This is a genomic window from Actinophytocola sediminis (assembly GCF_054779715.1).
Map to the genome: position 1 here is coordinate 1 of NZ_BAAGXS010000078.1, position 20,858 is coordinate 20,858.

The 20,858-nt window shown below is 70.4% G+C and carries 18 protein-coding genes; 7 read left to right on the top strand and 11 right to left on the bottom strand.

What is annotated here, in order from left to right:
• Nucleotides 1–355: 355 nt before the first annotated feature.
• Nucleotides 356–2,965, top strand: coding sequence for a glycoside hydrolase family 97 catalytic domain-containing protein (locus ACYVIP_RS36270; RefSeq protein WP_460404787.1), 2,610 nt, complete (start codon nucleotides 356–358; stop codon nucleotides 2,963–2,965).
• A gap of 220 nt (nucleotides 2,966–3,185) precedes the next feature.
• Here ACYVIP_RS36270 and ACYVIP_RS36275 read toward each other — a convergent pair whose 3' ends face one another.
• The gene (locus ACYVIP_RS36275; RefSeq protein WP_460404790.1) at nucleotides 3,186–3,500 is read right to left on the bottom strand and encodes a hypothetical protein; all 315 of its coding nucleotides are present in this window, start codon (nucleotides 3,498–3,500) and stop codon (nucleotides 3,186–3,188) included.
• Between the two features lie 488 nt (nucleotides 3,501–3,988).
• Here ACYVIP_RS36275 and ACYVIP_RS36280 point away from each other — a divergent pair, with 488 nt between their 5' ends.
• Nucleotides 3,989–4,924: a cobalamin-binding protein gene (locus ACYVIP_RS36280; RefSeq protein WP_460404792.1), complete on the top strand. Its 936-nt coding sequence runs from the start codon at nucleotides 3,989–3,991 to the stop codon at nucleotides 4,922–4,924.
• Here the strand turns inward: ACYVIP_RS36280 and ACYVIP_RS36285 are convergent.
• Nucleotides 4,880–5,761, bottom strand: a complete 882-nt coding sequence (locus tag ACYVIP_RS36285; RefSeq protein WP_460404794.1) for an IclR family transcriptional regulator — start codon at nucleotides 5,759–5,761, stop codon at nucleotides 4,880–4,882. The genes ACYVIP_RS36280 and ACYVIP_RS36285 overlap by 45 nt on opposite strands.
• 167 nt (nucleotides 5,762–5,928) lie before the next feature.
• Here ACYVIP_RS36285 and ACYVIP_RS36290 point away from each other — a divergent pair, with 167 nt between their 5' ends.
• Together ACYVIP_RS36290 and ACYVIP_RS36295 are read left to right on the top strand one after the other, a co-directional pair.
• The gene (locus tag ACYVIP_RS36290; protein WP_460404796.1) at nucleotides 5,929–6,054 is read left to right on the top strand and encodes a hypothetical protein; all 126 of its coding nucleotides are present in this window, start codon (nucleotides 5,929–5,931) and stop codon (nucleotides 6,052–6,054) included.
• A complete protein-coding gene (locus tag ACYVIP_RS36295) occupies nucleotides 6,051–7,016 on the top strand; it encodes a hypothetical protein (protein WP_460404798.1) in 966 nt (321 codons plus the stop codon). Before ACYVIP_RS36290 ends, ACYVIP_RS36295 begins: the two co-directional genes overlap by 4 nt.
• On the opposite strand, the gene ACYVIP_RS36300 is transcribed toward ACYVIP_RS36295, so the two are convergent.
• Genes ACYVIP_RS36300 through fxlM form a run of 3 tightly spaced genes read right to left on the bottom strand, consistent with a single transcriptional unit; the run spans nucleotide 7,013 to nucleotide 11,002 of the window.
• Nucleotides 7,013–8,443 (bottom strand): pyridoxal phosphate-dependent decarboxylase family protein, encoded by a 1,431-nt coding sequence (locus ACYVIP_RS36300; protein ID WP_460404800.1) that lies wholly within the window; start codon nucleotides 8,441–8,443, stop codon nucleotides 7,013–7,015. The genes ACYVIP_RS36295 and ACYVIP_RS36300 overlap by 4 nt on opposite strands.
• Nucleotides 8,440–9,777 (bottom strand): MFS transporter, encoded by a 1,338-nt coding sequence (locus ACYVIP_RS36305; RefSeq protein WP_460404802.1) that lies wholly within the window; start codon nucleotides 9,775–9,777, stop codon nucleotides 8,440–8,442. Before ACYVIP_RS36305 ends, ACYVIP_RS36300 begins: the two co-directional genes overlap by 4 nt.
• Nucleotides 9,778–9,823: 46 nt before the next feature.
• Nucleotides 9,824–11,002, bottom strand: a complete 1,179-nt coding sequence (gene fxlM, locus ACYVIP_RS36310) for a methyltransferase, FxLD system (protein WP_460404804.1) — start codon at nucleotides 11,000–11,002, stop codon at nucleotides 9,824–9,826.
• A 71-nt stretch (nucleotides 11,003–11,073) separates the two neighbouring features.
• On the opposite strand from fxlM, the gene ACYVIP_RS36315 reads away from it, so the two are divergent.
• Complete coding sequence (locus ACYVIP_RS36315; RefSeq protein ID WP_460404806.1) at nucleotides 11,074–11,964, top strand: LysR family transcriptional regulator; 891 nt, start codon at nucleotides 11,074–11,076, stop codon at nucleotides 11,962–11,964.
• A 9-nt stretch (nucleotides 11,965–11,973) separates the two neighbouring features.
• On the opposite strand, the gene ACYVIP_RS36320 is transcribed toward ACYVIP_RS36315, so the two are convergent.
• The 4 genes from ACYVIP_RS36320 to ACYVIP_RS36335 all read right to left on the bottom strand — a co-directional run bounded on the left by ACYVIP_RS36320 (nucleotide 11,974) and on the right by ACYVIP_RS36335 (nucleotide 15,593).
• Nucleotides 11,974–12,939 carry a YeiH family protein gene (locus tag ACYVIP_RS36320; RefSeq protein ID WP_460404808.1) on the bottom strand — a complete coding sequence of 322 codons (966 nt, stop codon included), beginning with the start codon at nucleotides 12,937–12,939 and terminating at the stop codon, nucleotides 11,974–11,976.
• Between the two features lie 75 nt (nucleotides 12,940–13,014).
• The gene (locus ACYVIP_RS36325) at nucleotides 13,015–13,791 is read right to left on the bottom strand and encodes an ABC transporter permease (RefSeq protein ID WP_460404810.1); all 777 of its coding nucleotides are present in this window, start codon (nucleotides 13,789–13,791) and stop codon (nucleotides 13,015–13,017) included.
• The gene (locus ACYVIP_RS36330; RefSeq protein ID WP_460404812.1) at nucleotides 13,791–14,798 is read right to left on the bottom strand and encodes an ATP-binding cassette domain-containing protein; all 1,008 of its coding nucleotides are present in this window, start codon (nucleotides 14,796–14,798) and stop codon (nucleotides 13,791–13,793) included. The genes ACYVIP_RS36325 and ACYVIP_RS36330 overlap by 1 nt, the downstream gene beginning before the upstream one ends.
• A 141-nt stretch (nucleotides 14,799–14,939) precedes the next feature.
• Entirely contained in the window at nucleotides 14,940–15,593 is a 654-nt protein-coding gene (locus tag ACYVIP_RS36335; protein WP_460404814.1) for a PadR family transcriptional regulator, read from the bottom strand.
• Between the two features lie 59 nt (nucleotides 15,594–15,652).
• On the opposite strand from ACYVIP_RS36335, the gene ACYVIP_RS36340 reads away from it, so the two are divergent.
• The gene (locus tag ACYVIP_RS36340; protein WP_460404816.1) at nucleotides 15,653–16,357 is read left to right on the top strand and encodes a histidine phosphatase family protein; all 705 of its coding nucleotides are present in this window, start codon (nucleotides 15,653–15,655) and stop codon (nucleotides 16,355–16,357) included.
• Here ACYVIP_RS36340 and ACYVIP_RS36345 read toward each other — a convergent pair.
• On the bottom strand, nucleotides 16,354–17,226 hold the full coding sequence (locus ACYVIP_RS36345; protein ID WP_460404818.1) for a LamG-like jellyroll fold domain-containing protein: 873 nt from the start codon (nucleotides 17,224–17,226) through the stop codon (nucleotides 16,354–16,356). The two genes, ACYVIP_RS36340 and ACYVIP_RS36345, sit on opposite strands and share 4 nt — an antisense overlap.
• 76 nt (nucleotides 17,227–17,302) lie before the next feature.
• Nucleotides 17,303–19,381, bottom strand: coding sequence for a PQQ-dependent sugar dehydrogenase (locus ACYVIP_RS36350; protein WP_460404820.1), 2,079 nt, complete (start codon nucleotides 19,379–19,381; stop codon nucleotides 17,303–17,305).
• Nucleotides 19,382–19,767: 386 nt separating this feature from the next.
• Here ACYVIP_RS36350 and ACYVIP_RS36355 point away from each other — a divergent pair, with 386 nt between their 5' ends.
• Entirely contained in the window at nucleotides 19,768–20,853 is a 1,086-nt protein-coding gene (locus ACYVIP_RS36355) for an ABC transporter substrate-binding protein (RefSeq protein WP_460404822.1), read from the top strand.
• The last annotated feature ends 5 nt before the right edge of the window (nucleotides 20,854–20,858 follow it).

Below are 20,858 nucleotides of genomic sequence, written 5' to 3' on the forward strand. Positions count from 1 at the left end.
CCCTCACCCACCCCCCAAACGGCGCACCCCAACACGCGAGTCCAACCCTCCCGACACGCGAGTCCAACCCCGCGGACATGGCGAACCCTCATCGCTCGGACTAAGCCGGACTTCGCACCGGCTTCGCCCCACCCGAGGCACAGCGGCCACTCGCGAACCACGCTGACCACCTACCCCGCACAACCCTCCATGCAGGTCACGGACTTTTGGTGCTAATGGGCGAAAGTCTGCACATCATGGGCGAAAGTCTTGTCTTTCCCGCACAAGTCCAGTATCTGTTGAACAGGAAGCACACAGAAACTTCCACATTCTCACAGCCGTGAGCCGCCCAATGCCGTGCGCGGAGGTAGCCCGAATGCTGTCCCTGTCCCGCCTCGCCGCCTCCGTCACCGTCGTCGCACTGAGCTTCGCCGGGACCGCGATCACGGCCTCCGCCACGCCGGCGCCCCAACAGTGGACCGTCGCCCAGGGCGGGATCGCCGCCGAGCTCGCACTCACCGACGGCACCCCCACCCTCGCCGTCAGCCGGCAGGGCCGCACCGTCCTCGCCCCGGCCCCGATCGGCCTGCACACCACCGACGCCGACCTCAGCACCGACCTGCAGGTGGTGAACACCGCCCGACGGACGGTCGTCGAGCGCTACCGGATGACCACCGGCAAACGCCTCGACCGGGCGAACCAGCTGTCGGAGCTACGTCTCGACCTGCGCGGCACGGACGACGCGGCGATGACGCTCGTCGTCCGCGCCGCCGCCGACGGCGTCGCCTACCGCTACGAGCTGCCGACCGAGGCGACCGTGACCGGCGAGGCGTCGGCGTTCACCCTTCCCGCCGACGCGCCGGCCTGGCTGCTGCCCTACAACGCCTGGTACGAGCAGAACCGGGTGGCCACCACGGCGGGTGAGGCCGCGGCGGGCGACTTCGGCTACCCGTCGCTGTTCCAGGTCGGCGATGACTTCGCCCTGCTCACCGAGTCCGACGTGGACGGCCGGTACTCCGGCAGCAGGCTGCGCCACGCCGCCGGATCGACCGACTACCAGGTCGTCCTCGCCGACGAGCAGGTGACGACGAAACACACCGCATGGCGCACGGCGATCGTCGGCGATCTGGCCACCGTCACCGAGTCCACTTTGGTCGATGACCTGGCGACACCGTCGAAGATCAGTGACCCGTCGTGGATCCGGCCGGGCAAGGTGGCCTGGTCCTGGCTCTCCGAGCACTCCAGCCCGAGCGATTTCGAACGCCAGAAGGACTTCGTCGACTTCGCCGCGCGCAACAACTGGTACGCCGTGCTCGTCGACGAGGGCTGGAGCGCGGAGTGGGTACCCGAACTGGTGCGCTACGCCAGGGCGCGGGGCGTGGAGATCCTGTTGTGGTTCCACTGGAACCGACTCGACACCGCCGAGGAACGCGACACCGTTCTGCCACTGGTCAAGAGTTGGGGCGTGCGCGGCGTGAAACTGGACTTCATGGAGTCCGACACCCAGGCGCGCTACCAGTGGTACGACACGGTGTTGGCCAAGACCGCCGAACTCGAGCTGATGGTCAACTTCCACGGATCGACGATCCCCCACGGGTTGGCCAGGACGTGGCCGCACGTGATGACCATGGAGGCGGTGCGCGGCGCGGAGAACTACCCGTTGCCGGAGAACAACCCGGTACAGGCGTTCACCCGCAACGTGGTCGGTTCGATGGACTACACGCCGGTCTCGCTGGACACCGGCATCCAGCGAGCGTCGATCGCGCACGAGGTGGCCCTGCCGGTGGTCTACGAGTCTGGCTGGCAACACTTCGCGGACATGCCGGAGGCCTATGAGCGCTACCCGGAGGCGTTGCGCTACCTGAACCAGGTGCCGACCGTCTGGGACGAGACCCAGCTGGTCGCCGGACATCCGTCCACCGGTTCGGTGTTCGCCCGGCGCAGCGGTGATCGGTGGTTCGTCGGCGGGATCTCATCCGGACAGGCGCGCACGATGACCGCACCACTCGGCTTCCTCGGCGGCGGCCGATGGCTGGTCGAGGTCGCCACCGACGGCGTGCCTCCGCGCGGTGACCTGGTACGCACCGGTGCCATCCGTTCGGCACAGGACACCCTCACGGTCGACGTGCCCGCCGATGGCGGATTTGTTGCCATCGCCTGCCCCGCACGCCCCGGCCGCACGACCTGTGACGAGCCGATCCGGCAGGTGCCGGCATCAACGCTCACGGTGACCCCAGAGGGCGAGACTGACGCGACAAAGGGCGAATCCTTCGAGGTGACCGCGACATTCCAGACCGACCGGAATGTGCGCGACGTCCGGCTCGCGCCCGAGACGCCAGCCGGCTGGACGGTGACCGGCGAGCCGGTGACCAGGAAACGGCTGCCAGCGGGCGAGTCCGTCACCGGCCGCTGGACTGTCCATGTCGGACAGGACAGCCCGACCGGCTACGTCGACGTTCCGGTGGTCTCGACGTTCACGACTCCACAGTGGAGCGATCCGGTGCACGTCGAGCAGGCGGTCCTGGCGTTCGTTCCGCCGCCGCCGCTGAGCGGGAACCCGTATGTCAGCGACCTGCCGTTCGTCACCGAGACCAACGGGTGGGGGCCGGTGGAGCGCGACCGCTCGGTGAACGAGTCCGACGGCGCGGACGGCAATCCGCTGACCATCGACGGTGTCGTGTACGAGAAGGGTCTCGGCATGCACGCGCCGGCGAACCTCACCGTCTACTTGGGACAGCAGTGCTCCCGGTTCGACGCACTGGTCGGCCTGGACGACGAGACGACCGAGCCCGGCTCGGTGACCTTCGAGGTCATCGGCGACGGCGAGACGCTGCATGACAGCGGTGTGTTGCGTCCGGGGCCCGCGGCGCCGGTGGAGGTGGACGTCACGGGGGTGCGCATGCTCTCGCTGCTGGTCACCGATGGCGGCGACAACAAGAACTTCGACCACGCCGACTGGGCCGACGCGCGGCTGACCTGTGGATAACGTGTGGATGCACGGGCGCCTTGCGACCGACAACCGGCCAGAACATCGGAGAGGGCGCCGCGGTCACGACGCCCTCTCCGATATGCCCTTACCTTCCCCGCCCCGAGCCAGGTCCCACACCGAGCACGATTGTCAGTGCTCGTCCGTAGCATTCGGCATCGGGGATCCTGCACCGAGCGAATGGACCATTCGCTCGGATCCTGCGTCACGACCTGGACTTTCAGTCCGAGATCGAATCATCACGCCGGCGACCGAAGAGGAAGACCAGCAGCCCGACGGCTGTCGTGGCGGCCGCGCTCTCCACCCCGAACGCGATACCGATCAACGTGACCATGACCGCGAACACCAGTAACAGCAGCAGCGCGTTGCGAAGGGTTGCCGCCCAGTCGCCGACCGCACGCTCCGCCAACCGCAACCAGTCGTCGCGGGATATCGGCAGGGCGAAGCGGCCGCTGGCGGTGCGCGGCGCGGGGATGATCCTTACTGGGGCGGGTGGCGGATCCGGCGTGATGTCCAGTTCGGCCAGTGCGGCCAACTGAACAGTGCGCCGGTCCGGACCCTTCCTGGGCGGTTGCGGGTCGATCGTTCTTTCCTCTTCTGGTGCTGGAGCGGTGAACGTGCTCGCCTGGGTTCGGACGTCGCGTGGCTCCCTGTTCCAGCAGGAAGTCACGTCCGGCATGTGCGGTGCAGTTGTAGCCGCGCGTTGCCCCCAGGCGCGCTCTTTGGCCATCATCACCTATTGATCTTGTTATCTGACTGTGACGCGCCCATTCAAGCGATGAACGGTGTGTATTCATCGGCGAATGGCCGAGACGTTACTTCCCCGCCAAAAGGGTGGAACATGCACCTGCACATGCATACGAGCAGTACTTGTTCACCTGCGACTACGCTACGAATGACTCAATCGAGTGACTTGCGTGTCCCCACCTGCAGGTGAGCGAGCAATCAACTGAGCAGCCCATTCTTGGTTACGCTCCGAAGTCGGAAGTGATCGGCCCCACGTCAAGAAATACACTTTCGAGTGTGCGGATAGCATCGTTACTCCCTGCAGCCACCGACATCGTCGCCGAGCTCGGTCTCCTCGCCGAGCTGGTCGGCCGAACCCACGAATGCGACTGGCCCGCGGCGGTGGCCGAGGTCCCGGTGGTGACCACGAGCGGGCTGGCTCCTGGGCTGTCCAGCCGGGAGATCTCCACCGCCGCGCGCCACCACGGCTCGTCGCTGTTCGGGCTTGACCGCGATCTCCTTGCCCGGCTCGCCCCGGACCTGGTGCTCACCCAGGAACTGTGTGAGGTCTGCGCGGTCTCGTACCGGCAGGTGTCGGCGGCGGTGCGGGTCATGGAAGTCGGGCCACGGGTGTTGAGCCTCGAGCCACGCACCCTCCCCGAGGTGCTCGAGACGGTGCGGGTCGTCGGCGAGGCGCTCGGCGTGCCCGACGTCGCCGCCGCGCGGATCGACGCCCTCCACACCCGACTCGCCGACGTGCGCCGGCAGGTCGCCGAACGGCCACGACCCCGGGTCGCGGCGATCGAGTGGCTGGACCCGATCTGGCCGGCCGGGCACTGGGTGCCGGAACAGATCGAGATCGCCGGCGGGGCGCCGCTGCTCGCGGAGGCGGGCGAACACACCGGCGCCGTCGAGTGGGCACGGGTGATCGAGGCACGGCCGGACGTGCTTCTGTTGCTGCCGTGCGGATTCCCGCCGGAGCGAACCATCGAGGAACTGCACCTGCTCACGACCCTGCCCGGCTGGGACGAGCTGTCGGCGGTCTGGGTGCTCGACGGTCCGGCCTATTTCAACCGGCCGGGGCCTCGTGTGGTGCGCGGCGTGGAGGTGCTCGCGCAGGTACTGCACGGGGTGGATTTCGGGGTCAGCCAGGGAGAAGCCACGCGGGTCGGCGGCGTCGCCTCGACGTCAGCTGAGGTCGTGAACGGCAGCTCTCAGGACCGAACGGGGTGAGTCGTGGACTCGCGGGTCCGGAGCGTTGAACTCGCGAGACGCGAGCGTTGGACTCGCGGGACGGGAGGGGCGGGTGGCCAGGAGGTGGGCGAGGCGGGCGGCGCCGGTGCGGGCGGCTTGTTCGAGGTGGTGGCGGCGGGTGTGGAAGGTCGCGGCGGGGACGGAGAAGGCCACGGCGCCGGTTGTTCGGTTGTTGGGGTCGCGGACGGGGGCGGACAGGCAGGCCAGTTCCGGTTGGAACTCCTCGATCTCCAGGGCCAGGCCTGCCCGGCCGACGTGGTCCAGTTCGGTGTCCAGGTCCGCGACCCGAACCGTGGTGCGCTCGGTGAGCCTTGGCATACCGGCGCCCGCCAGGTAGTCCCGCCGCTGACGGCGTGGCATCGACGCGAGCAGGACCTTGCCGAAGGCCGTGGCGTGGGCGGCTTCGTGGAAGCCGAAGTCCAGTGGGGTCGCGCGGGGGAACTCCGGCGAGTCGGCCACCGCCGCCACCACGATGTCCGTCTCGCGGAACACCGTGTAGTACGCGGGGGCCTCGGCTCGCAGGTGCAGGCGGTGCAGTTCGTCCTGGATCTCCTGGCCCACGTCCAACTCCGCGCACAGGCGCCGGTACAGGTTGCCCACCTTGTAGCCGAGGCCGAACCCGCGCCCATGACCCAGCCTGATCAGATAACCCTCGTGTACCAACGTGTTCAGCAGATGATACGTCGTCGACAGGTTGTAGCCGGTTCTCCTGGCCACCGCCTTCGCGGTGATTCCGTCGCCCGCCGAACCCACGATGTCCAGCACCCGCAACGCCCGCTGTGCGGAACCGATCAGACCGCTGGTCTCCCGCGTCACCGATCCACCTCCACGGTGGCACCCGGAGCGGCACCACGCTGCGACCCTACGGCAGACCACCGCGCCTTCGATAGTTCTGCGATCAACTACTCGGCCTGGCCCTCCACAGCGGACATTTCCGGCGCGGGTGGGGCTTGGGGCACAATCCTCTCGGGAGGAGGGGACGAATGACCAGGACGCTGCTGCCCGCCGGCTACGCGGTCGTTGGCTGGCTGCCACAACTGTTGGCCAGGATGGGTGTGCTGGTACGCGACGATGTCCGCGAGCAGTACTGGCGGCCGGTGTGTCGATGAGCTGGCTGGATGTCCGGGAGTACCTGCGGCACAACAGGTTTCGGCTCGGCGTCGAGGCGGCCGCGCGTTATCCGCGAGCACCACGGTTGGCGGGCACCGCGCTGTTGACCCGACCGGACTGGGTGCCCGACCGGCCGGTCGACCTGGCGGAGATCGCGATCTCGCTCGGCGACTCGCCGCCGGTGCCCGAGCTGCCGGACAGTGGCTACGCCGCCATGATGGCTGAGTTCGACCCGCCAGCGGTGTTCGAGAACCGGCCAACCTATCGGCTGCTGTCGGCCACACTGACCGGCGACGCGCGGCTGGAGTTCGGTCCAGGGCGGTATTTCGACCATATCGACACCGGTGAGGCGGCCGCGCACGAGTACGCGGCCGGCGGGCCAAGCCCGCTGCGGGACGCGATCGGCGATCCGTGTGACCTGACGCGGCGGCCGGCGAATCTGGGGATCAGCGTCCTCACGGTCCGCAGTGGACGGTCGGGCGACACGTTCTTCCTGCACTGGCGCGACCCGGCCAGGGTAGGTCATGCCGGCGGGCTCTACCAGGTGCTCCCGGTCGGCGTGTTCCAGGCCGCCGGGCCCAACCGCGACGACACGGACTTCTCGTTGTGGCACTGCATCCTGCGGGAGTACGCCGAGGAGCTGCTCGGCGAGCCGGAACGCTCCGATGTGGACTACCTCACCTGGCCGTTCGCCGTCGCGATGACGGACGCCTTGCTGGCCGGGCGGATCCGGGCCAGCTGTCTCGGTCTCGGCGTCGACCCGCTCACCTTCGCGACCGATCTGCTGGTGTCGGTGGTGATCGACGCCGCGGTGTTCGACGACCTGTTCGGCGCCTGGGTGGCGCGCAACGACGAGGGCACGGTCACCGAGCGCCCGTTCACCTCGGCCTCGGTGGCCGGCCTGCCGATGCAGGCCGCGGGTGCCGCCGTGGTCGGTCTCGCGCTGAACCAGCCGCGCTAGGCGGGATCGGGGGTGTACATGGCGCTGAGGAACTCGACCAGCAGCCGCTCCCGCAGGCCCGGCGAGGCCACCGAGAGCATCGTGTTCACCTCGGCCATCCGCTTGGGCACGGCCGCCCCGTCCAACCCGCCGGCGGCCAGCAGGCCGGCGAACTGTTCCGGGGTCAGCGAATCCGGGTCGAGCGCGGCGATCGCGGCCACCAGTTCCGGCGCGAGCCGGACCGGGCCGGCGGCCCGCGCGGCGGTGACCGCGGCGGCGAGATCGGCGAGCAACTCCCCCTCGGCACCGTGGTTGGCGGCGGTGACGGTCAGGTGCAGGTTCGCCGGCGAGGCGCCGAACCCGAACTGCGGCTGCAGATACCACCGCCGCGCGGTCATCTCGTCGGCGACGGTGAACACGTCGAGATCATCGGCACAGCTGACCGCCAACAACGCGGCGTCCGGGTCGCCGAGCACCCGCAGGCCGGGGATCGACTCGATCCCCGCCCGCAACGCGCGCACCGCGGTGAGCGTGCGTTCGGCCAGCTGGGCGTAGCCGTCGTCGCCGAGGTGGCGCAGCACAGCCCACGCCGCGGCCAGCGGGCCACCGGACCGGGTCGACTGCAGCGTCGAGTTCAACATCGTGTACCCGGGCCAGGCCGCGCTCGCGAACAGCTGCGGGCGGCGCACCGCGGCGTCCGCGTGCAGCAGCACCGACGTCCCTTTGGGACAGTAGGCGTACTTGTGCAGGTCGACCGAGAGGCTGGTCACGCCGGGCACGGACAGGTCGAAGTCCGGCACCGCCACCCCCAGCCGCCGGAAGTGCGGCAGCAGCCAACCGCCGATGCAGGCGTCCACATGACACCGAACCCCGGCCGCGGCGGCCGCGGCGGCCACCAGGGCGACCGGGTCGACCACACCGTGGGCGTAGGACGGCGCGCTCACCACGACGAGCACGGTCGACGAGTCGATGGCGGCGGCCATCGCGTCCGCGTCCGCGCGGAAGGTCGCCGGATCGGCCGGCACAACGACCGGCTCGACGCCGAAGTAGTGCGCCGCCTTGTGGAACGCGGCGTGCGCGGTGTCCGCGATGACCATCCTCGGCCTGGCGATGTCCGGCCGCGCGTCCCTGGCCGCCTGCACCGCCAGCAGACAGCTCTCGGTGCCACCGGAGGTCACACTGCCCACAGTGGACGAACCGCCGCCAAGCAACGCGGCCGCGACGGCCACCACGTCGTTCTCCATCCGCAGCAGGCTGGGGAACGCGGTCGGGTCGAGCCCGTTGGCCGAGCTGGCCAACGCGTGCGCCGCCGCCCCCAGATCGTCCACACCGGACAGTCCACTGTCGTACACGTAGGCCAGGGTGCGCCCACCGTGGGTCGGCAGGTCACCGCCGCGCAACTGCCGCAACTCCGTGAGCACCTGGTCGGCGGGTAACCCTCCGGTCATCGGTCGGTGACCTCCACAACTCGGCGCCGGAGCAGGGCGAGCCCGGCGAGTGCGAACAACGCGGGCACCAGTCCGATGCCCAGAACGACTGCGGTGACCGCGCCAGCTGGCTGCGCCACGCGCTCCCCGGCCGACGAGGACACATACCCGCCGACGGCCAACACCACCCCGTAGAGCGCAGGCCCGAGCGCGAGCCCGAGGGTCTCCCCCGCGGTCCACACCCCGGCGAACAGCCCGGCGCGCAGCTGCCCGGTCCGCCGCTCCTCCGCGCTGATCACGTCCGGCAACATGGCGAGCGGGAACACCTGGATGCCCGCGTACCCCACGCCGCACACGCCGGCACAGGCGACCACCGCACCCACCGGCAGCACCGGCGCGGCGAGCAGTCCGAGCGCGCCGGCGGCGAACACCAGCGTGGCCTGCACGTACCCGATCCGCTTGCCGTACCGGGCGGCCACCCGTTGCCACGCCGGCATCACCAGCAGCGCCGGCCCGACGAACGCGGCGAACAGCAGCGCCTGCGCGCCTCGGTCCTCGAGCACGACCCTGGCGAGGTAGTCGACGCCGGCCAGCATCGTGCCGATGCCGACGGCCTGCACCACGAACGCGCCGAGCAGCCAGCGGAACGGCCGGCAGTCGCGGACCGCGGCGAACACCTCGGCCCAGCTCGACACCGACGGCGCCACCCTGGTTCCCGGCGCCCGCGCGGTACCCAGGTACACCCCGACAGCGCCGAGCACGATCAGCACGCCGACCGCGATGCCCATGACCCGGTAGCCAGCCGCGCCACCGACCGCGTCCCGCAGCGCGGGCGCCCCGGCCCCACTGACCAGGATCGCGACCGCCAGCACGGCGATCCGCCACGCGGTCAGCCTGGTGCGCTCGACCGGGTCGTCGACCAGCTCCGCCGGCATCGCGTTGTAGGGCACCTGGAAGAGCGCGAACGCGGTGGCGCACAACAGGAACATCACGACCACGTACAGCACGTCCACCGCCGTCGAGCCGGTGTCCGGGCCGGCGAACAGCGCGGCGAAGAAGACCGCGAGCGCGAGCCCACCACCGAGCAGGAACGGCCGCCGAGTACCGGCGCGGTCGCTGATCCGCCCGGCGACCGGGTTGAACAGCACGTCCCAGGCCTTGGGCACCAGCACGAGCAGCCCGGCCACCGACGCGGACACCGCGAGGGTGTCGGTCAGGTACGGCAGCAGCAACAACCCCGGCACAGTGCCGAACGCGCCACAGGTCAGCGACCCGAGCGCGTAACCGAAGCGAGTGCCGGCCGACAGTCGCCCGCGCGGAGCGGACTCGGCCGAAACGTGAGCCGATTTCACCATTTGGCCGATGACCCTACGGACACCGGCCCCGGCAGTCCAGTCCGGACTACTCCGGCCAGGACAGTGCGAGGCGCACGCAGCGCTTGTCGAGCACGTAGGCCCCGTCGACGGCGGTGCCCGGCGGATGGGCCTCGACACGCAGCCCGGCCGAACCTGGCCGACCCGCGCGCTGCCACGCGGCGATGTGCCCGGCCAGCTCCTCGACCGGCTGCTCGTCGCCGGTCACCACCAGCTCGCCGTCCGCGCCCGCCCGGATGGTCGCCAGGCCGAAGTCGTCGAGCAGGCCGACGGTGGCCCGCCCGTCCGGCGCCGTCATGGGCGCGTCCAGCAGCCGCGTGCCCGGGTCCACCTCCGACAGCGCGAACCAGCGCGGCTCGCGGATCGCCAGCCACAGCCCGAGGCCGTCCAGCAGCTCGTAGGGCCCCGGCCGAACGCCGGTCGCCACCCTCTCGGGTGGACTGTCGATGGCCTCCACGACCGCATCGGCCTCCAGCTCGCGGGCATCCGGCAGGCTCAGGGTGAGCCCGGTCGGCGCGTCGAGCAGGTAGGTCCGCTCCGGGCCGGCCAGCGAGCCCCGCATCCGCAGGAACCCGCACGGGCGAGCCGACCGGCTGGTCCAGTGGCCACCGGACCGCTCGAAGGCCACCGAGCGCTGCACCCCGCGCAGGTCTAGCGGGACCACGATGCGCCCGCCGGGGGCGAGCTGGTCGAGCCAGGCCGGGGCGAGGTCCCACACCCCGACGGTGGCGATCACCCGGTCGTAGGGGGCGTTGGGCTGGTAGCCGATGGCGCCGTCGGCGGTGAGCACGGTGACCCCGGTGCAGCCGGCGGCCGACAGGTTCTCCTCGGCCCGCTCGACCACGTCCTGGTCGAGGTCGATGCTGGTCACCCGGCCGCCGGTGCCCACGATGTGCGCGAGCAGGGCGGCGTTGAAGCCGGTGCCGGCGCCGATCTCGAGCACCCGGTGCCCCCTGGCCGCGCCGAGCTGGTCGAGCATGATCCCCATGATCGTCGGCTGGGAGGACGAGCTGGTCGGCTTGCCGGCCCGGTCCCGTTTGGTGACGATGACCTCGTCCCGATAGGCGGTGTCGGGCGGCAGGTCCGGGAGGAACAGGTGTCTCGGGACGGTCCGCAGCGCGTCGGCGACCAGTGCGTCGGTGGCACCGCCGTGTTCCCGAACGTGCCGGAGCAACTGCGCGCGTAAACCGTTCAGCTCCGCACCCAACGATGCCTCCCCGATGTCCGTGTCCGGCGGCATCATGCTCCCATTGGGCGCAATAGTCCTAGTGTGCTGGCATGACCGCGCCACCTGACCTCGCCTCCCTCCGACTCCTGGTGCACGTCGCGGAGTTGGGCAGCGTCGGGCGCGCGGCCAGGGCGATGGGCCTTGCCCAGCCGTCGGCGACCAAGCGACTCGCCGCGCTCGAGCGCCGGACCGGGGTGCCGCTGCTGGTCCGTGGCCCGCAGGGCTCCACCCTGACCACCGACGGCAAGCTGGTGGTCGCCTGGGCGGCGAAGCTGCTCGTGGCCGCCGACGAGTTCGTCGGCAGCGTGGCGACGCTGTGGTCGAGCCGGTCGGCGGCGCTGCGGATCGCGGCGAGCATGACGATCGCCGAGGCGCTGTTGCCGCGCTGGCTGTCGGAGTTGCGTGTCCGGGAGCCCGAGGTCCACGTCGGACTGACGGTGACCAACTCGGCCGAGGTCGCCCGGCTGGTGCTGACCGACGACGAGGTGGACATCGGCTTCGTCGAGGGACCGACGCTGACCGAGGGGCTGGCGAGTCGGGTGGTCGCCACCGACGAGCTGTTCGTCGTGGTCACCCCGAGCCATCCGTGGGCCCGGCGCCGGCGGCCGTTGCTCGCCGCCGAGCTGGCCGCGACCCCGTTGGTGGTCAGGGAATCCGGGTCGGGCACCCGGGAGACGCTCGACCGGCTGCTGACCCCGCACGACCCGGTCACCCCGCAGCTGGCGCTCGGGTCGAGCGCGGCGGTGAAGGGCGCGGCGGTGGCCGGCATCGCGCCCGCGGTGCTGAGCGGGCACGCGGTGGAGAGCGACCTGGCGAGCGGTTCGCTGGTCGCGGTGCCCGTGGCCGACCTGACGTTGACCAGACGGCTACGCGCGGTGTGGCCGAGGGGTCGCCGGCTCGGCGGCCCGGCGGCGACCCTGCTGGCGGTGATCGGCCGCTGAGCGCCGGGGTCAGGCCGTCAGCCAGATACCGGCGCCGGCCAGGCAGGCGAGCACCACGCTCCCAAGGCCGCCGGCGGCGATGGCCGGACCGCCCGCGCGCACGACCGAACGCAGGTCGACGGCCGAGCCGAGGCCGAACATGCCGGCGCACAACAACACGCTCGCCAGTTGCTCCGCAGTGGACAGCACGGCGGCGGGCACCGGCAGCGTGGTCCGGACCAACGCCAGCAGCACGAACCCGACGACGAACCACGGCAGCAGCGGCGGGCGGGCATCGCCGGTGCCCCGCCGGGACAGGCCGACCGCGGTGACCAACGGGGCCAGCAGCGCCACCCTGGCCAGTTTGATCACCACCGCGACCTGCAACACCGCCGGCCCGGCCGCGGCGCCGATCGCCACCACCTGACCGACCTCGTGCACGCTGGCGCCGGTCCAGATGCCGAAGACGTGGTCGGGCAGCCCCAGTACCAGGCCGACCAACGGATACACGCCGATCGCCAGCGTGCCGAGCAGGGTGACCGAGGTGACCGCGGTCGCCACGTCCTCCTCGTCCCCGCCGGCCACCTGGTTGACCGCGGCCACCGCGGACGCGCCGCAGATCGAGACGCCGGTGGCCACCAGCAGGGACCGCGCTTTCGACAGTCCGAGCAGCCGGCCGAACCAGCGGGTGGCCACGAACGCGCCGAGCACCGACACCAGCACCACCGCCAGCACCGGAAGTCCGAAGTGGACCATCTGGGACACGACCAGCTGCAGCCCGAGCAGCATCACCCCGGCACGCAGCAACCAGGACGCGGCGAACCGGAAACCCGGTGTCAGCGCGGCGATCGGGCCGAACACCGCGCGCCAGACGATCCCGAGCAGCACGCCGACCACCAGTGGGCTGGCCGCCGGCACCAGCCAGCCGACCAGTTGGCCGACGGCGGTGGCCGCGGCGACCACCGCCAACCCCGACCCGACCCTGACCGCCAGCACACCCTCATGGTGCGGTGGCGCCCTGCCGGTGGGTAGCCACCAGCAGGGCATCCCGTCATAGCCGCCGGCTATGACCTACAGCGAACGTTGGTAGGCGCGGAACGCCCTGGTGGCCAACCAGATCGCGAACAGGGCGACCGCGAGCAACCCACCGAGCCGGCTGAGCACCGCCGCCCAGTCCGGATCGGCCGACAGCGCCTCCCGGCTCGCGACCACCGTCCAGTCCACCGGGTTCCAGGTGGACACCGCCTGGATCCACGCCGGCGCCGCCTCCCTGGCCATCATCGCCGAGGACAGGAACGACAGCGGCAGCGTCAGCATGGTGGAGAAGCCGATCAGCGACTCCGAGGTGCGCACGATCAGCGCCATCCCGTTGGACAGCGACGCGAACGCCGCCGCGAGCAGGATCGCCGACACCAGCATCACCAGCACGCCGAGCACCCCGCCGGCGAACTCCGCGCCGAGCAACAGCGCGATGACCACCACGATCGCGCTCTGCACCACGATCGTCACCGCCTGGTTGGCCACAGAGGACACCATCATCGCCGTGCGGCTGACCGGCGAGGACAGCAGGCGGTCCATCACCCCGCGGTCCATGTCGTCGATGAACGCCATCCCGGCCCAGCCCGCGGTGAACAGCACGGTCATCACGACCACCCCGGGGGTGAGGAAGTCGACGTAGCTGCCGGTCGCGAAGCCGGGCAGCTCCACCACCCGCTTGAACAGCTCCCCGAACAGCAGCAGCCAGATCATCGGCTGCACCAACGAGATCGCGACGAACGCCGGCTGGCGCAGGGTGGCGCGCAGCAGCCGGCCGGTCAGGTAGGCCGAGTGTTGGGCGAGCACGGCCATCAGGCACTCACCCGCTCCGCGGCGGCGAAGGACCGGCCGGTGTGTCGCAAGTAGACATCGTCCAGCGCTGGCCGGGCGATGGTCACCGCGACCACCGCGATCGACTCCCGTTCCAGCGCGGCCAGTACCGAGGGCACCGCGCTCGCCCCGTGGTCGACGCGGGTGCGGATCGTGCGGCCCTCCACGGTCAGCTCGCTGGTGCCGGCCAGCGCCTCGATCACCCCGCCGGCGACCGCGAGGTCGGCGTCCGGCCCGAGGTCGATGACCACCGCGTCGCCGCGCAGCTCGCTCTTGAGCTGGTCGGGGGTGCCCTCCGCGACCACCGTGCCCCGGTCGACGATCACCAGCCGGTCGGCGAGGTGGTCGGCCTCCTCCAGGTAGTGCGTGGTGAGCATCACCGTCAGTTGTTCCTGTGTGGACAGTCGAGCGATCTCGGCCCACATGTCCGCGCGCGCCTGGGGGTCAAGGCCGGTGGTCGGCTCGTCGAGGAACAGCACCGCCGGCCGGTGCACCAGGCCCATCGCGACATCGAGTTTCCGTTGCATGCCACCGGAGTAGGTGCGCACGATCCGGCCGGCGGCCTCGGTCAGCCCGAACCGGTCGAGCAGCTCGTCGGCCCGCGCCTTGACCTCGCGGCCGCGCATGCCGTGGATCCGGCCGGCCAGCAACAGGTTCTCCCGGCCGGTGGCCTGCGGGTCGGTACTCGCCCCCTGGGTCACCACGCCGATGGCCCGGCGCACGGCATCCGGCCGGCGCAGCACATCCGCCCCGGCCACCACGGCCGTGCCGCTGTCCGGGCGGGAGAGCGTGGTGAGGATCCTGATCGTGGTCGACTTGCCGGCGCCGTTCGGGCCGAGCAGGCCGAACACGGTGCCCGGCGCCACCGAGAAACTCAGTCCGGCGAGCGCGGTGACCTCGCCGTAGGTCTTGACCAGGGACTCGGCGCGGATCGCCGGCTCCTCGGTCCGTTGTGGACGGGCGGACACCCGTTCGGCTGGCACTGTCATTTCCCTGAACCTCCTGGTTGTGGCCCAGGTCGGTCCGTGCGCGGCCAGCTATGGTGAAGAGGGTGCCTGGGTCGCGGGCCGTCACGGATCGGGCCTGGGTTTCTGGACGCTGGCCGGGTGTTGCCGCACCCGGCCAGCGGTTTACTTGATGCTGCGCAACTGCGCGCTGGCCTGGTCCCAGTCGCTCTCCATCGTCCGGCCGCCGCTCGCGTGCACCTGCCGCCAGACATCGAGCCCGTCCAGGGTGCCGTCCGTCATCTTGTCGAGCAGCCGTTCGACGAACGCCAACTCCGCCCTGCGCAGGTCGATCACGTAGTCGGCCTCGATGGCGAACAGGTAGGGCAGACCCTGTTTGGCCATCTCGTCCATCACCGCGGCCATGCTGACGATCTCGGTCGCCAGCCGCATGCGGCGGGTCTCCAGCAGCCGGGCGACCTCGTCCGGCGGCAGCGCCCCCATCAGCGACAGCGCCGCCTCGAACTGGGTGAACTCCTTGACCGGGACGGAGAGCAACTCGCTCTCCCAGTCGACGAACTCCTCGCGCCCGGTATCGGTGATCGCGTAGACCGTGCGCTCCGGGCGGCGGCCCTCCCGGACGGTCTCCAGGACGTCGATCAGCCCGTGGCGGCGCAGCGACTCGACGACCGAGTAGAGCGAGCCGAAGTTGAGCTTGATGCTCTCCTCCTTGGCACGTTCCCGCAGCGTGCTGGACATCTCGTAGGGGTGCATCGGCCGCTCGGTCAGCAGGCACAGCACCGCCAGAGCGAGCGGGTTGGCGACCTTGCGCTTGCGCATGCCGGTCATCATAGCCCAAATATTCTGACTCGAGTATTCGGTTCGGGACACGGTGTTGAATGGACCTCATGAGTGAGACCCCCGGACACCGCCAGTTCCGCTTCACGCTGCCGCCAGGCGCCACCGAGATCCTGCTGGTCCGCCACGGCGAGTCGGCCCCCGCGCTGATCGACCAGCCGTTCCCGCTCGTCGACGGGCACGGCGACCCGCCGCTGGCGCCGGAGGGCGAACGCGAAGCCGAGCTGGTCGGCGACCGGCTGGCCGTCGAGCAGGTCGACGCGGTCTACGTGACCACACTGCGGCGCACCCACCAGACCGCGGCGCCGCTGGCCAAGCGGCTCGGGCTCACCCCTCAGGTCGAGCCGGACCTGCGCGAGGTGCGGCTCGGCGAGTGGGAGGGCGGGCTGTTCCGGATCCGGGTGGCGGAGCGGCACGAGTACGCCGTGCGGATGTGGGAGACCCAGCGCTGGGACGCGATCCCCGGCGCGGAGTCCACTGAGGACTTCGCGGCCCGGCTGCGCGCGGGGATCGGGCGGATCGCGGCCGCCCACCCGGACGGGCACGTGGTGGCGGTCACCCACGGCGGGGCGATCGGGCAGATCGTCGCGATGGCCACCGGCTCGCAGCCCTTCGCCTTCATCGACGCGGACAACGCCTCGATCACCCAGCTGGTGGTGACCGAGGACCGGTGGATCATCCGCCGCTTCAACGACACCGCGCACCTGAACCCGTCGTTCAGTATCCGCGCGGAGCCGCTCGGCTAGTCCTTCGACCAGCGGTACTGCAGCCAGGCCTCGGTCGGCGACACGACCCGGTCGAGGAACATCAGCCCGTCCATCCGGCAGTCGCAGGGGTTGGCCTCGCGGGTGTTCTGCGGGAAGCTGCCGCCGATCTTGATGCCGGCCGGGTCGGTCGCGGATGTCAGGTCCGGCTCCGGTGGCCCGTCGAGCTCCCACGGGTCGCCGGTGCCGGTGTAGGCGCCGGCCAGCGGGCGACCGTTGCGGTACAGGGCGAGCTCGCCGGTGTCGAAGTCGAACGTGGCGGCCAGGTGCACCCAGGTGCCGCGCGGGAGCACGGTGCGCCAGTCGGCGTCGGCGGCGAAGGTCTGCGAGCTCGCACCGTCCACCCGACGGCCGAGCGCCACCACCTTCGGCACCCCCGCGACGTCGATGACCTCGAGCAGCGCGCGCACGGCGTGGCCGTCGGAGTCGCCGGTCAGCACCCCGGCCAGGCCGACGGCGTTGTAGCGGTCGTCGGGCGCGGGGGTGGTGGAGTTGAGCGCTGGCAGGTCGCCGGTGACCTTGAACCAGCCCATGACGGTGGCCTCGCGGGCGGCGTTGAACGCGCGCAGCGTCGGCACGCCGCCATCGGCGTAGACCCCGGCCTTCCAGTCGTCGTTGCCGGCCAGCGTCGGCTCGACCTGCCTGGTCACCAGGGCGTGGCCGCCCCGGTCGCGCACGCGCATCCGCTCGCCACCGTTGACCAGCGCGAGATCCGTGCCCGAGCGGCCAAGATCCCTTTCCAGGGCTGGATTCGCGCGCACCGGATGCTCGAAGTCGTAGTACGCGACGAGGTTTCGCGTCAGGGTCGGGAACACGGCGCCGGTGCCCGCCGGGTCTGCCCCAGCGGGCACCGGGCCACACAACACCGCGGTCGACGTGCACAACAACGCTGTCGCCCACCTCGAGAACCGGTGCCGCCGCATCACTTCACCCCCGCACAGCCGTGCCGGTGACCGTGAAGTCCCGTACCCGGCCGATGTTGTCGAACGAGCCGAACCCGGTCCGGCCACTGCCGAAGGTCTGGTCCAGCGCGGTCATCACGAGTTTCCCGTCGACGTGCACGGTGATCTCACCGGTGTCGGCACAGTGTCTGACCCGGACGTCGTGCCAGTTCGCGTCGGTGATCGCGGGCGCGGCGCCGTAGGACAGGGTCTCGTTCCACTGGTCGTCGATGCGCAGCCGGTCGGCGTCGTTTACCACGAAGATCCCGTTGTGCGGGTAGATCGTGTTGTCCGTCGACAGATGCGCGTAGTAGTAGCGGGTGTCCGACTGGTAGCCGAAGACGATGATCACGTCCCGGTTGCTGATCTCGACCGGGGTGTCCAGGCGGACCTTGGCGTCGATCCTGGCCGAGGTCAGCGCCGGGCCGTCGGCGAGCACCGCGTACTCGAACGGGCGACGCGGGCCGGGGCGGGCTTCCCCCGCCTCGGTCAGCACGGCCTGGTCGCGGTGGAAGCGCCACTTGCTCGGGGTGACCGGGGCCCAGTCGCGGGCGCCGTCGGCGGCGACCCGGGTGACGCCGGTGCGGCAGTCGGCGAAGGTGTTGGTACCGCTGACTTTCCAGATCTTGCCGTTGGCCTTCGCGATCAGGTACAGCTCGCCTTCGCCGTCCTGGCCGATGCGCAGGTCGACCCGGTTGTGACCGACCAGCTCGCGCATCGTGGTGCGCTGACCGGCCGCGGTGTAGACCGACAGTTGCCGGATCTGCGCCATCGGCGCGCCGCGGCGCATCTCGCTGGCCTCGGTGTAGAAGATCCGGCCGTCGACCAGGTCGGTGAACAGGTACTTTCCGCGCAGCTGCGGCACATCGTCGCCGCGGTAGACGAAGCCGCCGCTGATCGCGTGGCCGGAGTCGGCGCACAGCGGGTGGCCGGGCGGCGGGTTGTGGTCGAACGCGGCGACCGGGTAGGTGTAGCCGTACTGGTCGTCGTCGGCCGGCAGCGGGTAGACGCCGCACTGGGAGTCGCCTCGCTTGAACACGAACGGGCCTTCCCGTTCGCTCCAACCGAAGTTGTCGCCGGGGTGGACGTCGTAGACGGCCTCGATGCGGTGCTCGCCGATGTGGCCGAGGAACATCTGGTGGCTGCCGGCGGAATCCCAGCTGAAGCGGTGCGGGTCACGCATGCCGATCGCGTAGATCTCGCCGAGCACACCGTCGTCGCCGACGAACGGGTTGTCCGCCGGGATGCCGTAGGTGCCGCCAGGTCCGTTGTCCCCCAGGGGATCGATGCGCAGGAGCTTGCCGTACGGGTTGGTGGTGTCCTGCGGGCCGGTGGTGGACGCGCCGAGACCGCCGTCGCCCGCGGCCAGGTAGAGCACGCCGTACTCCGCGCTGCCGGGGGTCGCGGTCGGGTTGAAGTCGATCTGTTGGAAACCGTGGATCTGGCCGCGGAAGCCCAGGCGCATCACCTGGCGGTGGGTGCCGGCGAAGGTGTCGGCGGCCGGGTCGGTCGCGGTCCATTCGGTGATGATGCCGTGGAAGGCGGTGCCTGGCTGGGCGGGATAGGTGGTCGGCTCGGCGAGGCCGGCGCCCCATTCGGTGTGCACGGTGTAGAACTTGCCGTTGCGCGCGAAGTCCGGGTGGAAGGTGATGAACCCGGAGCCGGAGCCGAGACCGCGGCCGGAGATGAACTCGGGCGCGAACGTGGCGCCGACGTCGAGGTAGAGGTGTGGGGTGCCGTCGTCGCCGAGCAGGTACATCTGCCCGTTGAGGTCGGGGACGTACATGCGACCGTCCGGCAGTTCGCCGAGGTGGTTGATCCTGGCGTGGCGGACCAGGCGCTGGTCGGTCGGCGCCGGCACCGGCTCGGTCTTCGGGAACTGGGCGAACTCCTCGACCGTGATGCCGAGGTTCGCGGGAACGGGGTCTGGCAAGGGATCCTGAATCGGCTCGTCCGCCGCCGCGGTGTTTGTTGTCGTGTTCGGCGGGGTGTTCGCGGGCGAGTCAGCCGCTGCCGAACTCGGCACCAGGCCGCCAACGAACACGATCGCACCAGCGATCGCCACCAGCCATCGTCTTGGATTCGACATTCGCCCACCACCTCGTGGGGTCGCGTGACCAGGAATCACTTGCCGGAAAGCGCTTTCCTGACCCTACTCACGCCCCTCACACATAGCAAGGCCTCCACCACCCCCCGCACACCGATGCCCTGAATGCCCCATTTGGGACGCTCAACGTCCTCAATGGGGCATTCAGGGCTTTTCAACGAGACGCGCGCCGGCCTCCCGAACGTCCGCAGGCCACCCCGTGGCGGCTGCAACTTTGTTCAACCTCTGATCGAACATGTGCGAATTTGGCGTGATGTCTTGACAGATAACTTTCGGATGTGACTGAATTTGATCGGCGAGGTTGCGAATCGGATGTAACCTCCGCGATGGCCAGGAGTGAGCCAATGGCGGCTTTCCGTTCTCTTCGCCCCGTTCGCCTCGCCGGCGCCGCGGCCCTGTGTGCGGCACTCGCGTTGAGTGCGTGCACCAAGTCCGAGGACTCCGGCGACGGCGGCTCCACCGACTCGACCGGCGGCGCACAGGTCGCCCAGACCGACGCCGCCGATGGCCCGACCTGCTCCCTCGAGCAGTACGGCGGCGAGCAGATCGAGCTCGCGAACGCGATCGTCGGGTTCTCCCAGTCGGAGAAGGAGGCGAACCCCTTCCGGATCGCCGAAACCCAGTCGATCAAGGACGCGGCCGAGGAGGCCGGGGTCAAGCAACTGCTGACCACGAACGCCAACTCCCAACTCGGCAAGCAGATCTCCGACATCCAGGACATGATCAACAAGGGCGCGCAGGTGCTGATCGTGGCCCCGCTGAACTCCGACGGCCTTGAGCCGGCCCTGGATGCCGCGCGGGCCAAGGACATCCCCGTGCTCACCATCGACCGCGAGGTGAACTCCGCGCCCTGCGAGGACTACGTCGCCTTCCTCGGCTCGGACTTCGTCGAGCAGGGAAAGCGCGCGGCCAAGGAGATGGCGACCGCCCTGGACAACAAGGGCAAGGTCGCGATCCTGCTCGGCGCCTCCGGCAACAACGTCACCACCGACCGCACCAACGGTTTCGTCGACGAGCTGGCGAAGGTCGCCCCGGACATCGAGATCGTCGCGCAGCAGACCGGCGAGTTCGCCCGCGACAAGGGCCAGCAGGTGATGGAGCAGATCATCCAGGCCCAGCCGGACATCACCGGCGTGTACGCGGAGAACGACGAGATGGCCCTCGGCGCCCTGGTCGCGCTGAAGAGCGCCGGCAAGACCCCGGGCACCGACATCCACGTCGTGTCCATCGACGGCACCCGCAACGCGGTCCAGAAGATCGTCGACGGCGAGATGTACGCGGTGGTCGAGTCCAACCCGAGGTTCGGCCCGCTCGCCTTCGAGACGCTGGAGAAGTTCCTCGCCGGCGAGCCGGTGGCGCAGAACCTCGTGATCAGCGACAAGCTGTACGACAAGGACAACGCCTCCGGTGAGGTCGCGAACGCTTACTGAGCAGA